The organism is Pseudomonas sp. Y24-6, assembly GCF_020295325.1.
In the GTDB taxonomy this organism is placed as follows: Bacteria; Pseudomonadota; Gammaproteobacteria; order Pseudomonadales; family Pseudomonadaceae; genus Aquipseudomonas; species Aquipseudomonas gregormendelii.
On the sequence record NZ_JACBXG010000005.1, the window covers coordinates 257218 to 271933 of the forward strand.

General features: G+C 60.4%; 8 protein-coding genes. 5 read left to right on the plus strand and 3 right to left on the minus strand.

Features of this window, described 5'->3' with window-relative positions:
- Positions 1-34 precede the first annotated feature (34 nt).
- Positions 35-1264: a hypothetical protein gene (locus HYI44_RS12110; protein ID WP_225569503.1), complete on the minus strand. Its 1230-nt coding sequence runs from the start codon at positions 1262-1264 to the stop codon at positions 35-37.
- A 490-nt stretch (positions 1265-1754) separates the two neighbouring features.
- Between HYI44_RS12110 and HYI44_RS12115 the strand changes: the two genes are divergently transcribed.
- The 3 genes from HYI44_RS12115 (at position 1755) to HYI44_RS12125 (ending at position 9171) form a co-directional block, all read left to right on the plus strand.
- Positions 1755-2330, plus strand: a complete 576-nt coding sequence (locus tag HYI44_RS12115) for a PadR family transcriptional regulator (RefSeq protein ID WP_225569504.1) — start codon at positions 1755-1757, stop codon at positions 2328-2330.
- The gene (locus tag HYI44_RS12120) at positions 2327-3112 is read left to right on the plus strand and encodes a siderophore-interacting protein (RefSeq protein WP_225569505.1); all 786 of its coding nucleotides are present in this window, start codon (positions 2327-2329) and stop codon (positions 3110-3112) included. The genes HYI44_RS12115 and HYI44_RS12120 overlap by 4 nt, the downstream gene beginning before the upstream one ends.
- Positions 3113-3474: 362 nt before the next feature.
- Entirely contained in the window at positions 3475-9171 is a 5697-nt protein-coding gene (locus tag HYI44_RS12125) for a membrane-targeted effector domain-containing toxin (protein WP_225569506.1), read from the plus strand.
- A gap of 108 nt (positions 9172-9279) precedes the next feature.
- Here HYI44_RS12125 and HYI44_RS12130 read toward each other — a convergent pair whose 3' ends face one another.
- On the minus strand, positions 9280-9924 hold the full coding sequence (locus HYI44_RS12130; protein ID WP_201149470.1) for a Pr6Pr family membrane protein: 645 nt from the start codon (positions 9922-9924) through the stop codon (positions 9280-9282).
- 2 nt (positions 9925-9926) lie between these two features.
- A complete protein-coding gene (locus tag HYI44_RS12135; RefSeq protein WP_225569507.1) occupies positions 9927-10157 on the minus strand; it encodes a VF530 family DNA-binding protein in 231 nt (76 codons plus the stop codon).
- Between the two features lie 424 nt (positions 10158-10581).
- On the opposite strand from HYI44_RS12135, the gene HYI44_RS12140 reads away from it, so the two are divergent.
- Together HYI44_RS12140 and HYI44_RS12145 are read left to right on the plus strand one after the other, a co-directional pair.
- Positions 10582-11964: a carbohydrate porin gene (locus tag HYI44_RS12140; protein WP_318653930.1), complete on the plus strand. Its 1383-nt coding sequence runs from the start codon at positions 10582-10584 to the stop codon at positions 11962-11964.
- A 212-nt stretch (positions 11965-12176) separates the two neighbouring features.
- Complete coding sequence (locus HYI44_RS12145) at positions 12177-14588, plus strand: glucose/quinate/shikimate family membrane-bound PQQ-dependent dehydrogenase (RefSeq protein WP_225569508.1); 2412 nt, start codon at positions 12177-12179, stop codon at positions 14586-14588.
- Positions 14589-14716 lie beyond the last annotated feature (128 nt).

Consider the following 14716-nt stretch of genomic DNA (forward strand, 5'->3'; position numbering starts at 1 on the left):
TCCTTAAGTGCTCAGCATTGACCGTCGCGCTCGTTTATACCGCGGCATCCCACAGCACCGTGATCGTGCCTGAATACCGGGTGCCCGATTTCATCTTTGCGACCTTGTCTGCTGGTATCTCAAAATGCAGCGTCGATGCTCCATTACCCGCATTCTGATCTGGGTAATACGTCTTACCTAACAGTGGTGATAGAGGGTCGCGAGAAACTCGCTCGCCAGCGGCATTGGTGATAGCGAGCGCATGAGAGACCAAGGTGACAACCTCGACACTGTCACCCTCCGCACTTTTCAGTGCGCAGTTTTTTATCAGGGAGTATTCACAACGCAGTTTCATCGTAAATGCACCCGAGGCTGACTGAAGAAATTTCAAGTCACGGTACAAGCGCGTGGGGGGGCGCCCTTTGTCTGTCCAGGCCTGCCAACCGCCCGCAGGCTCAAGCACCGCTTTGGTGCCATCGAGCAGAACTGCCCGCAGCGCGTGCCTTACGGTGAGCGCGACCTGGACTGAGAATTCAGTTGCACCAATGGGTCGAAGATAGCGTCCCGGGTCGAAGTCACCGGCCCAACGCGTGGTATACACAGCCGCTCCGATGTAGCGACCCTCAGCCATCGTGTAGGGATTGGGTGTATCCAACTCGTAGGAGAAATCGAGAAACTCGTTGCGCAGATGCATGGTTCTCTTCGGCGTTTTACCACAGAGCGCACCTGGCGGCCCATTCCAAAAGTAACGGTACTTGTGTGGAAGCGACGCCATATCCAGATGCCCCTTGTAAAAACTCTTGCACGGCGCGCCTACATCCGCAAACGAACCGTCGTTCCATAGCGCCTCGTGCCCTTCTCTTGAGGTGGCGGCTCCCGTGAGTTCCATCACCGTCAGTGGCTCGGTGTTATAACGAGAACCGACACCTGTTATGCGAAGCGTCACTGGATAACTGTGCCTTCTACTACGCACTTCAAAATGTTTAGCATTGGGTATCCTGAACTGAACCGCGTTCGTTTCAAAGGAGGGGACAGGAAAGTCAGATTTGAAACTGATTCCGACCTGCGCCGTCTGTAAGCGCCCGCCCGCACATATGGACGAGAAGTCCGCGCAGAAACCGGTCGAGGGCGTCACAATGACGAACTTCCTCTGACTCCCATCACCGTCAAATTCTGCTTCGATCTCAACCTCAGCCGCCCAGACCAAACCAACAAGCCCACTGTAAAAAAAACATGCTAACAACCAGCAAAGCCTTTTAAAAATCAAGATAATTGAGATCTCCATAAACTTACCACTCCTAGACACTTCAGCTAAAACAAGTAACCACGCCGCCTATTCTCTGAGAACCTGTCGTCGACACTTTAAATACCAGGCCGATACGCAGTGGCGGACGTGGGGCTCGCTTGTTCTCAAGCAAGAAATTATAAACGCTCGCAATCCACCCCGCTCGAAAAAAACCAAGTAAAAAATATCTTTATAGAATGTAGGACATATACTACAAGAAACCAGGCAATTATAAATAGCCGTAAGAATAGGACTACAAAACAACTTTTTTGAAGAAGACGCACAATAGACAAGTCCTGCGCCCCAGGAAATATAGCGCTATTTCACTGATAGCCTTCAACCAACGTTATCGGGCATCTCACCCGATCGATAACACTCCGGCTTCGGGCGATGTTAATCGCGTCTTACCCAGGCGACCGTTTGTCGACCGCCATTGCCTCTCCATAAGATATATCTTACGCTCTATCTAAACACGACAGAGAGAAGAAAAATGAGAGAGCCTCATTCCCCCCACCGCGAACATGGCGATGGCCGCGACGGGTTCGAAAAACGCCCTGGTCGCGAGCGCGGCGGGCGCGGCCCACGGGTGTTCGCCCCGGGCGACCTGAAGTTGCTGCTGCTGGCGCTGATCGCCGAACAGCCCTGCCACGGCTACGACCTGATTCGCCAGATCGAAGGCATGTTCGATGGCGCCTACAGCCCCAGCCCCGGGGTGATCTACCCGACCCTGACCTTCCTCGAAGAAAGCGAAATGATCGCTGGCGATGCCGAGGGCGGGAAAAAACGCTACAGCGTGACCGACGCCGGACGTATGTCTTTAAGCGAGCAAGCGATTGCCCTGGACGGGGTGCGCACGCGCATCGATGTGAGCAAGCGCTCGCTGCGCGGCCATGATCGTCCACCACAGATCCACGAGGCGGTGCATAACTTGCGCCACGCCCTGCAATTGCATCACGGACGCTGGAGCGAACAGGAGATCCAGCGCGTCAGTGCGCTGCTCAACGACACCGCCAAAGCGATCGTCGATGGCCCCGCCGTTCAACCCGTACAGGAGAAAGCCGAATGACCGCAGTTGATACCCAAACGATTCACCGTGTGATGCATGAAATCAAACGTCGCCGTCTGGAAGTCCTGCGCGTAGTGGACCTGACCCCGAGGATGCGCCGCATCACCGTGGGCGGGCCTGAATTGGCAGGGTTTGTCAGCCTGGGCGCCGACGACCACGTCAAGCTACTGTTTGCGCAGAACGCTGCCGAGCAGTCGGCCATGGAGACCTTGGTGCTCGGCGCAGGCAAGGACAACGGCCCGATGCCGGCCATGCGTGACTACACCCCGCGCCGCTACGACCTTAATGCCCTCGAGCTGGATATCGACTTCGTCCTGCACGGCGACGGCCCTGCCTCTACTTGGGCCGAGCAGGCCAGGCCGGGGCAATTCCTGCACATCGGCGGGCCACGGGGTTCGATGATCGTGCCGGACATCTTCGACAGTTACTTGCTGATCGGCGACGAAACTGCCCTGCCCGCCATTGCAAGGCGACTCGAGGGCCTGGCGGCCAATCGGCGGGCACTGGTGATCATCGAAGTGGAAAACGGCAAGGAGCAGCAAGTGCTGCAGAGCGCCGCCGAGATCAATGTGATCTGGGTGCTGCGCGAGGGTGGCAAGGACCACCTGCTGAGCACTGTGCGGCAGATCAAGGTGCCCACCGGCAACCTGTATGCCTGGGTCGCAACCGAGAGCAAGGTGTCGCGGCAGATACGCCGGGTGCTGCTGGATGAGCACGGGCTGGACGAGCAATTCGTCAAGGCGGCGGGCTACTGGCGGCTGGACGACACGGTTGATGAATGAAGTTCGCGCAGGGCGACAGATAACCCCGTCGTCAAGGCGTCGCTGACCTGTTCAGCCCTACCGGGGATTGCTTCCGGGGCGCAAGAAAAGATTGTCCTCATGTATCCGGCATTTCTCCAGCCAATCCTGCCCCGCGCCTGCTATGCGCTGCCTGCAGGCCAACCGTGGCGCCCGGCCTGGATCAGCAGGCCGCCTGCGACCCGCTCAATGCGCGCTTTGTGCAAGTCGTCGGCTCATCAGCAAGCGATAACCCCGGCGCGCGGCAACCTCGCCGCGACCTGAGCGCTCCTCCCCTGTCACGCAGGGGTTGGCGAATTGAGCACGCCTCAGGGTCAGAATTCCAATCAATGGAGAAGCGCCGCATGGGTAGTATTTCCGCCTTAGGCCCGAGCATTCCTGTCGCAGAAATAGCCGCCACCGTCAGCCACGGCGTCACCAGGGCCTACACCAGCGTGGCGGCGGGTTTGCAAGGCATCCGCGAGCCCGATCTGCAGATGGAACCGCTGGTGACGACCAGTCACGGGGAGTCGTGGTCCCCGCCGGCCCCAGGGCGGGCACGCGAGGGGCTGGTGGTATTGCTGCTGACGCCGGACTTGCACCCGCATCTGCAATCGACGCTACAGGCCCGTGTCATGGCGCATTTGCAAGCCCTGCCGCACACGGCGGGGCAGCCCCCTGGCGTTATCGAAGCGATGGCCATGACGCTGCACAGCGGGCGGCCCATGGAAGAGGCTTACGGCTCGCTGACGCCAGCCCAGCGCGATGCGGTGTGGCAGGCCGGACCTTACCGCGACGGCGATCCGGCCAGCGACCTGTTGCTCAATTACCTGGCATTGATCCAGGGCAAGGTGATCGAAATGGAGGTGAACAGTCGCCAGTATGGCTGTACCGATCACCGGCAATTACCCGCGCTGTTCGACCCGAAACAGGCGAGCCTGGAAGACTGGTTGCGACAAGTCGAAACGTCGGCGTCGGCCAGTGGAAAATTGATTCCGTATCACCAGCTCAATCAGCGGCTGTGTCTCCAGGAGTGGTTGGTGCAGCTGCCTGTCGGTATGGCGCAGCACATCGGCCATTGGTTGTTGCACTGCAGCCTGCCGTCCACGGCGGTGGCCAGGCAACTGCGCAATTATTGCCAGGGACCGATCAGTGCGCAGGCCCTCGGTGAACACTGGCCGTCGATTTGGTCCCAACTGCAACAAGCCTCCACGGTCAGCGAGTTTCTCGAGGGCGTCAATCAAGCGCTGGAACAGGGGGTGCAGACCCCGGTCGCGGTGTTTTACGGCTTGAGCAACCTCTGCGGCATGGCGACGCCGTTGATTCCAGTGAGCCTCATGGCTGCGGCGGCGCTCGACTGGGGTCAGGAAAAGTTCGCCGGCTGGCTACGCGATTATGTCGGCAGCCCCTCATCTGAGGCCACGCGCACCCTGCAGGAGCTGAGTCGTCTGGCGAGCAACTGCGCAAGCCTCAAGCAGTACACGCAACCGGCGCTAGGTTCGCTGGATGATTGGTTACACCATGCGTCCGTGCCGCCCGAGATAACGCATGCGGTTGATAACCCTGGTGCACGAGCGCGGAGCAATACCGACAAGCACTGGCTCGAACAAGGCGGCATACGGCGCAGGGGGCACGACTTGACGCCTGGCGTTACCGAGCCGCCAGCCACCTCGGCCGTGACGCGGCCGACGGGCATCCTGCAGGCCGTACAATACGCTGCTCGCCATGTCGTCAGCGCTACCGTCAGCTTGCTCTGCAAAACCAGCTCGCCCGACGTGCACGAGAAGACAGATGTCGAGACGCCGCTTTATCCAGACCCCAGCGCGGTGTACCAACCGACCACCGCGCCAGTAGCGGCAGAAGGCCGGCACTGGCCAGCAGTGGGGACCGGCCTGGGCATTGGCGCCGCCAGCGTCGCCCTGGTCACGGGCGCCAACGCCCTCTTCCAGTCCATGACCGGTGGTCCCGATCTGATTTCGCCCGCCAGCGAGCCGGGCTTCGCACCGCGTCCACCCCCTGTACAAACCTTGCTGGATGAGCTGAAAAACCATTGGCACCTCACACCCGAGGGTGAGCTGATGTCCACCTGGGACGCGCTCATGGCAATGCGTGCCGCCCCCGATGCCCATGCGCGACAAGCTCGCGTCAGCGCCCTGCTGCACCAGGATTTTGGCGAGTCGCTGGCGCGGCTGGTGGAACTTGCTACGCCCACGGTCGACGCTGACTTCGACGAATTCGATGCCCTTGAAAAACACGCGCCTGTGCGTCAACGGCGCGCCGCCGGGACGGGCCCGCAGACAGCAGAGAGGGTCCTGGCCGAGGACGTCATCGCGTTGCTCGATCAGGCATCGGCGGGTGCGCAACAGCAGGATCAGTGGTTGCAGCAAGCGGTCTTGGGTGATCTGTTGAGCAGACTGCCGGCCGGGCACTGGCTGCACAACGCAAGTGCCGGCGAACAGGCGCTGTGGATGACAACCGCGCAGACCCTGACGGGGTATTACCAGCGCCTGGCTGACCTGAAGTATGACTCGCTGGCGCAGTTCGAAGCGCAACGGCCCGCGCTGCAGCAAGCCATGGCCGAGATCAATCAAAGCGAGCTGCAACTGGCCGTGCTGAAAAGCCGGCTCAAGGGTGATTTGAGCCCTGGCAGCTCGTACATGGGCGGACTGGCCGTGATGATGGCGGCCCTCAACAACGAACCGCAGGTGGTTGTCGGCAGCCTGCAACTGTCCATCGGCGAGGGGGGGGATGCCGTCTCGGTGCCATTGGCGCAATGGCAGTTATTTGTCCGACGTGATGCCAGGGGCGAGGAGGACGGAGTGGTGCTGTACCGTCCAGCCGAGCATCGGGTGCAGGCGTTCAGCTCACAGCAGGAAATGTTCCAGTACCTGGATCTCAAGCGTATGCGCCAGTCCCTGTACGCCGAGGTCCGGCCACCGGCAACGCCAGGCCCTGTACGCTCCGCCTCTCCCATGGGCCTTCCCACGCAAAGGCAACTGCCGGAGCTGGCCCTCAAGGCCGCTCCGCCCGCACAGCGGCGCGCTTTACAGCGATCCTTCGCTACATTGGGGCAGCGACCGGATCAGTGGACACCTGAACACTTGCAGGTCCACACCTACCCCGGCGCCAGCCTGCAAGACAAGCTTCGAGGGTGGGCCGGGGCGCGGCTGGTCAGCGAGCAGGCACGGCTGCAAAGGCTGGCCGCAAACCCGGACCTCGCCGCGCAAACGGCCGCGCTTGCGCTCACCCAACAGCAGGTAACCGCCTTCGTCGACGAGTTCGTACCGCCGCTGCGCACCTTCACCCGGCGCACCGAAAGCAAGGCAGTGACCGAGCTCCTGCAGGATAAGGGCGGGCTGGCGACCAATGTCACCGTCGATGCCGACGCGGTCCTGATCACCTTCAATGGCCAGACCCTGAGCTGGACAGACTGGGTTCTGGAAGGCTACCGCAAACACGGCGACAATGTGTTCGGCGCCAGCAACAACTTCCTTGCCGATGCCCGCTTCGAGCATGACGATCCAGCCGTGGTCCGGGCACTGGGCACCCCGGGCCTCAATCAAGACGTCCAGCAGCGTTTTCGCGGCACCTACACCGGCGATCAGTACCTCAAGGGCCTGGAGCAATGGCTTGGGCCCGACAATACGATCGGGCAGCGATTGCGCGAGCTGAACGTCCAACTGTACCAGCAGCAAATTCAGGTGGCAGTGGCCCAGGCGCGACTCGACGACTTACTCGACCCGTACACCGCCCAGGCGTTCAAGGCCTTGGTGGACGGTGTGCTCACGAGCACGGTCACGGCTCAGGCCATCCTGCAGGCCTTCCAGGTCAACGGACGGCGGATTCCTGAGGTACTGGTATTGTCGCTGCGCCAGCGCGCCACGGCGCAGCGATTCTCTGCAGCACTGCGCAGCGATTACGTGTGCTTGCTGGGGCCTTACGGCCTCGAACTGCACAAGCTCTCGGACTACCTGCAACTGATAAGAACCCCCGGCCTGTACTACGACGATTTGCAGGCACGCGCCCTGATTAGGGACAAGCAGATCGTCGAGGCGTTTCAGCGCGGCCAGCGCGACACCGGGGAGCCCAGCGTACCCATCGACGATTTTAGCTGGCACGTCGGCACTCAGTGGTTACAAGACGGCATCGACAATGTTCGCGAGGCCACCACCAGCCGCAAAGAGATGATAACCGAGCAAGCGTTCAAGGGCTTGCGGGGCGCGGCCGGCGGGATCTGCATCGCGAGCAGCATGGGAACCGCGGCGGTGCCCTGCGCCGCGCTCACCCTGGGCCTGATGGGGCATGACGTTGGCAGTGCGCTGCACCACCTCGAGCGTGGAAGGCTCGACGACGCTTTGATGGACGTGGCGTTCCTGGGTCTGGATGCACTGGATGTCGGCGGGGGCCTGGCCGCGTCCAGGCTTACCCGGCTGTTGAATTGGGCCGGCAAGTCGCACTTCAGCAGTGCCACCGAGGTGCATGAAACTGCGCGGGCCATGGCCCAGCAACACAACACGGCCTTTACCACCGGTGGGCGGCTCAACGAGATCCTGGCGCGCAAAGACCTGACGGCGTCGCACCTGTCAATGCTGCCCCAGCGCCCGGGCAAGGCCCCGGCCGGCACCTTCTACAGCCATGACGGCGAGCACTATATCCAGGATCGCTACCAGGACCAGGTCCAGGTATACGAGGTGTATTCGGACAATGCCTGGGCGACGGTGCGCGTGCGTGATCCGCAACGGCCTCAGGGGCAGGGCGCACCGGTGCGCTACCACGACGGGCACTGGCGGGCCGATGAGGGGGGCTTGCTGGGCGGCGGCAAGAAGCAAAGCAAGGTCAAGGTCGCTGACACTGCGCCTGATGCCCCCCCTCAATCACTGACCGTTGAAAACTACGAAATGCCGGCCGAGTCCATAAGTACCTTACATGCGTTGTTGGTCGACAAACACGGCCTGCATGAAGACTATGGAACCGAGAAGGTGAAGGAGGAAGCCGTGCGCACTCAGTTCTTCAAACTTCGACGCCAGGTGCAACAGGACGCCGAGGCGATAATGTCCATTGAGCTTCCCCCACGCCCGACGCTACCTGCCATACCATCACAAACCAGCCTCGCCGACTTTCTGCAAAAACTGTATGACCACACAAATGGTGTGGTTATTGGCGAAACGCATCATTCGGTTGCCAGCAAGAAATTCATTATCGATAACATGTCCTGGCTTGGTCAACATGATGTGAAGACCCTATACATGGAGCACTTACTAAGCGATATGCACCCAGTGGATCTGGAAGGTTTCTTCAAGAACGGGCGCATGAGCGACTCCTTGCGTGGTTACTTAAAGATGCAGGACAAGGGGCACAGAACCGATCCTGCCGGGATCTATACCTTTGAAAAACTAGTGTTCGAGGCGCAGAAAAACGGCATTGAAGTGCGCGCCATCGATTGCGCCGCGAGTTATAGACTCGAAGGCTTTCCAGGCCAGAAACCCACAAGTCGCCAGCGAATGATGAATTACGTCGCTTCCCGAATTATCCAAAAACATCAGGCAGTCGCGGGCCACCACAGGTGGATTGCGCTGGTGGGCAATAGTCACTCCAATACTTACCAAAACGTGCCCGGCGTAGCCGAGTTGAACGGGGGCATTGGCGTGCGTGTGACAGACGTGCAGTCGGGAATGGAGAGCTCACCCGCGTATGACACGGGTGAGCTCCTGAGTGTAGCAACGGGGGGCAGTAGGAAGGAGATTCTCCTCAAGGGCGACTATCTCTTGCAGTTGGCAACTGCTCCAAGCAATGCGTTGAGGCAGGCGCAATCGGCGCAGTCTATTGAACAGAAACTTGCATATGCCGGCCAATTCCTGATCGAGCAAGGGCAGGATGGAAAACAGGTGATCGTACATCGCTCCAGGGACCAACAGATTTACCGCACGCCGGTAATGCTCGATGCTCAAGGCAGGTATTATGTGAGTCGTGCGACCTGGAATTCGGCGAACGGACAGCGTTACGACAGTTTGGACGCGTTGATCCGGGCGCTGAAGGAATTCAAGATGGAGCACATACAATGACAGAGTGTTTCCCACAGATCCGAGTGATGGACGAACTGTTAGTTAAATTTTTATCGCTGGGAGTGCTCGTGTCTGGCACAAACTCAAAATCAATATCAACGTTGGCCGCTAGCGACGCCGATCCAACCACAAAACGATCAAAGCGCCCCCCACGAACCCGGCTAATACTCCACAGGCGTTGATCAACACTTGTGGATAACCCAACGCGTCCACATTGATGAACGGATAGGGATACACCGCCAACGCATGTCCGCGAAACAGCACATACGCGAAGTAAATCATCGGGTAAATCACCCACAGGCCAATGTGCCGCAGGCGCAACTTGCCTTTGGGCACGCAGAACCACCAATAGGTCAGAAACAGCAGCGGCATGATGTCGTGCAGCAACTCGTCGGCGAGCAACTGCCAGCCTTCGGGATGCCAGAGATGGCGCAACAAAAGGCTGTAGGCGATACCGACCACGGCGATGCTCACCGCCACCCCGCTGCTGACCCACGGCTGCAAAAACCAGCGGCGGGCCGCCGACTCGCGAGACGTCAGTTCACAGGTCAGCACCACAGCCACCAAGGTATTGCTCAGCACCGTAAAATAACTGAAAAAACTGATCAGCCCGCCCACCAGGCTGGCACCGAGGCTCCAGCGTGAGCCGAGAATCAGGTACAGCTGAACGCTCAAACCGACCCAGCCCAGCACCGCCGCCACGGCCACACAACGGCGCCTCGCGGCAGATCCCGGCGTCGATCGGCCTGGCATGTTCAGAGTGGACGCTTGGTGCGCATCAATTTCACGTACAGACCTTCCACCTTCTCCCGGGCCCATGGGGTTTTGCGCAGGAAAGTCAGGCTGGATTTTATGCTCGGGTCGCTTTTGAAGCAGCGAATATCGATACGCTCGGCCAGCCCCGACCACTCGTAGTGCTCGACCAGTGCATTGAGGATCTGTTCCAGGGTCACGCCGTGCAGCGGATTGTTGTTCTGTTCGGTCATGCCGGGCCTTTGCGCGAAGAAAGAATAAAGAAGCCGCGCACCTTAGCCGAGGGCTTCGATTGGTGAAAGCACTCAGTTAACTGTAGGCCAGCCAGAAAAGATCGCAGCCTTCGGCAGCTCCTACGGTTTTGCGTACGCGCCTGACTCGCGATGCGCCGGGTGACCGCATCCGGTGCGGATACCAGGGCCTGGATATATCTGAGCAGCGCTACCACAGGGTATGTTTTGTGCCTGTTTAATTCCTGCGACGAGGGGTCGCACACGACTGTTACCAAATCCGAAAGGCTGCATCTCAGCAAAAGCGCTTTCTCTATTTGTAACAGAACATTATCCTTATGCCAGTCCCGGCTGAAACGCTTCCGCTGCCTGCTCAACCCTTGCGCTTTTCAGTTCATCCCCAGAAAAAGATCAAAGAATTTTTCCCATGCCCGATTTGCACGTTTCGCAAGACAGCGCTGTCTGCACGCCTGTTGCGCGCCTGAAAATGCTCCACCTGATCGGCGGCTTCACTGCGATGAGCCTGGCGACCTGTGCCCAGGCCGCGCCCGCCTTCGACAGCGAATCGCCCTGGATGCTGGGGGACTGGAACGGCAGCCGCACCGAGCTTGCGGAAAAAGGCTACGACTTCAAAGTCGATTACACCGGTGAAATGGGCAGCAACCTGCACGGCGGCTACGACCACGATCGCACCGCGCGCTACAGCGACCAGTTCGGGCTCGGCACGCACCTGGATTTGCAAAAAATTCTGGGTTGGAACGACGCCGAGTTCCAACTGACTATTACCGAACGCAGTGGCAACAACATCAGCAACGACCGCATCAATGACCCGCGCGTCGGTGGTTTCACTTCAGCCCAGGAAGTCTGGGGACGCGGGCAGACCTGGCGTCTGACGCAAATGTGGTACCAGCAGAAATTCTTCGACCAGAAGCTCGACATCAAGGCCGGCCGCTTCGGCGAAGGCGAAGACTTCAACAGCTTCCCGTGCGACTTCCAGAACCTGGCGTTCTGCGGCTCCCAGGTCGGCAACTGGGTCGGTGGTATCTGGTACAACTGGCCGGTCAGCCAGTGGGCCCTGCGCGTCAAATATCACCTGACGCCAGAGTTGTACGCGCAGGTCGGGGCGTACGAGCAGAACCCGTCCAACCTGGACCGCAACAATGGCTTCAAGCTCAGTGGCAGCGGCACCCAGGGTGCGATCCTGCCGGTGGAGCTGGTGTGGTCACCCAAGGTCAACGGCCTGCCAGGCGAGTACCGCGTCGGCTATTACTACAGCAATGCCAAGGCCACCGATGCCTACAAGGACCGCAATGGCCAGCCGGCAGCCCTGAGTGGTGAAGCCTACCGCAGCGCTTCGAGTAAACATGGCCTGTGGCTTGGCGTGCAGCAGCAACTGACCAGCCGTGCCAGTGACAACTCCCGGGGGCTGAGCGTGTTCGCCAACGGCACGATGCACGACAAGAAGACCAACGCCATCGACAACTACGTCCAGGCCGGGGTCGTCTACAAGGGCCTGTTCGATGCACGGGCCAAGGACGATATCGGTTTCGCCATGGCGCGAGTGCACGTCAACCCGGCTTATCGCAAGAACGCCGAGGCGACCAACCAGGCCCGCGCCGTGTCCGACTTCGACGATCCGTCCTACCTGCCGCCGCAGGACACCGAATACAGCGCCGAACTCTATTACGGCGTGCACGTTACCGACTGGCTGACCGTGCGCCCGAACCTGCAGTACATCCGCCACCCGGGTGGGGTGGACAAGGTCGATGACGCGCTGATTGGCGGGATCAAGATCCAGTCTTCGTTCTAAACAACACCCTAACCCCACTGCAGGAGCGAACTTGCTCGCGATGGACCCGAGAACACCGCAGGGCACCAGGCACCCAGCGTCATCGTTAACGACCATCGCGAGCGAGCTCGCTCCTGCAGAGGGCCGTTTTTTATCTGAACCATGCCCACGCCAGATCGTCATCTACAGTGAACTTGCGCGGGACTACTTAAAACGTCACGGAGAACCACACTATGAGCACTGATGGTGCTTTGAGTCGAAGCCGTCTATTGCCGACTCTGCTCGGCATTCTGCTTTTGCTAATGGGCCTGGCCATGCTGGCCGGGGGAATCAAGCTGAGCATGCTGGGCGGCTCGCTTTACTACCTGCTGGCCGGTATCGGCATGACGCTGACCGGCGCGCTGCTGATCGCTGCACGACGTGCTGCGCTGAGCCTGTACGCACTGGTGCTGTTCGCCAGCACCGTCTGGTCGCTGTGGGAAGTGGGCCTGGACTGGTGGCAACTGGTGCCACGCCTGGCGCTGCTGTTTGCCCTGGGCATCGTGATGTTGCTGCCGTGGTTCCGCCGTCCGATGTTGCGCGAGGGCACGGGCCCCATGACCACCGGCGTTCTGGCCGTGGCCGTGGTGATCGCCGGTGCAACCGCACTGGCCAGCCAGTTTACCAACCCGGGTGAAATCAAGGGCCAACTGGACCGCGACAGCGTGCCGGGCATGGCCAACACCGCCCCGGCCATGCCAGACGGTGACTGGAACTCCTACGGCCGTAGCGCCCACGGTGATCGTTATTCGCCACTGGCGCAGATCACCCCGGAAAACGCCCACAAACTGGTTCCGGCCTGGGAATACCGTACGGGTGACATCCCGGGGCCGAACGATCCAGGCGAGACCACTGCGGAAAACACCCCGCTGAAAGTCAACGGCATGCTGTATGTGTGCACGCCACACAGCCAAGTGATCGCTCTGGATCCGGACACGGGCAAGGAAATCTGGCGTTTCGATCCGAAGCTCTCTACGCAGAACGCGGCGAACTTCAAGGGTTGGGCGCACATGACCTGCCGCGGCGTGTCGTATCACGACGACGCCGTCTACGCGTCCGAGCAAAGCCCGACCGGTACTGCCAGCCCGGCGCCGGCCAGCAACGCCTGCCCGCGTCGCATCTTCCTGCCAACTGCCGACACCCGCCTGATCGCCCTGAACGCCGACACCGGCAAGATGTGCGAAGACTTCGGTAACGGTGGCCAGGTCGACCTGAGCGCCAACATCGGCGGCTTCAATGCCGGCGGTTACTACTCCACTTCGCCACCCGCGGTCACCAAAGACCTGGTGGTGATTGGTGGTCACGTCACCGACAACGTTTCCACCGACGAGCCAAGCGGCGTGATCCGCGCGTTCGACGTGCACACCGGCAAGCTGGTGTGGAACTGGGACAGCGGCAAACCGGACGACACCACACCGATTGCCGAGGGCCAGGTCTACACCCGTAACTCGCCAAACATGTGGTCGATGTTCGCGGTCGACGAAAAACTCGGCATGCTCTACCTGCCAATGGGCAACCAGACCCCAGACCAATTCGGTGGCGATCGTACTCCTGAGTCGGAACTGCACGCTGCCGGCCTGACCGCACTGGATATCGCCACTGGCCAGGTGCGCTGGCACATGCAGTTCACCCACCATGACCTGTGGGACATGGACGTCGGTGGCCAGCCTACCCTGATGGACCTGAAAACCGCTGACGGCGTCAAGCCAGCGGTGCTCGCCTCCACCAAGCAGGGCAGCATCTACGTACTGGACCGCACCAACGGCAAGCCGATCGTGCCGATCAACGAAGTGCCGGTACCGCAAGGCGCTGTTGCGGGCGACCATACCTCGCCGACGCAGCCAAAATCCGACCTGAACCTCATGCCACCACCGCTTCAGGAACGTGACATGTGGGGCGTGACCCCGTTCGATCAACTGATCTGCCGGATCGACTTCAAATCCATGCGCTACGACGGCCCGTTCACGCCGCCATCGCTGCAGGGTTCGATCGTCTATCCAGGCAACTTCGGCGTGTTCGACTGGGGCGGTATCTCGGTGGACCCGGTGCGCCAGATCGCCTTCGTGAACCCAAGCTACATGGCGTTCAAATCGAAAATGATCCCGGCCGCCGAAATCGCTGCCCAAGGCCCGCGTAAAAGCGAAACCGAAGGCGTGCAGCCAAACAAAGGTGCGCCATACGGCGTCGTCCTGGAAGCCCTGCTGTCGCCAATGGGCCTGCCGTGCCAGGCACCGGCCTGGGGCTACGTGGCAGCGATCGACCTGACCACCTCGAAAGTCCTGTGGAAGCACAAGAACGGCACCGTGCGTGACAGCTCGCCAGTACCGATCCCGCTGAGCATGGGCGTTCCGAGCCTGGGCGGGACCTTCGTCACCGCCGGTGGCGTGGGCTTCCTGAGCGGCACCCTCGACCAGTACCTGCGTGCCTACGACGTGAAGAACGGCAAGCAGCTGTGGGAAGGCCGCCTGCCTGCCGGCGCGCAAACCACGCCGATGACCTACACCGGCAAGGACGGCAAGCAGTACGTGCTGGTCATGGCCGGCGGTCATGGCTCGCTGGGCACCAGGCAGGGTGACTACGTCATTGCTTATAAACTGTCCGAGTAAGTATTAGCGGCGGGAAACGAAAGGCGACCCCTGTGAGGGGGTCGCCTTTTTTGTGCCCCGGTAGCCATGTGAGGCCACTGAAGTTCTACTGTAGGAGCTGCCGAAGGCTGCGATCTTTTGACTTTAAA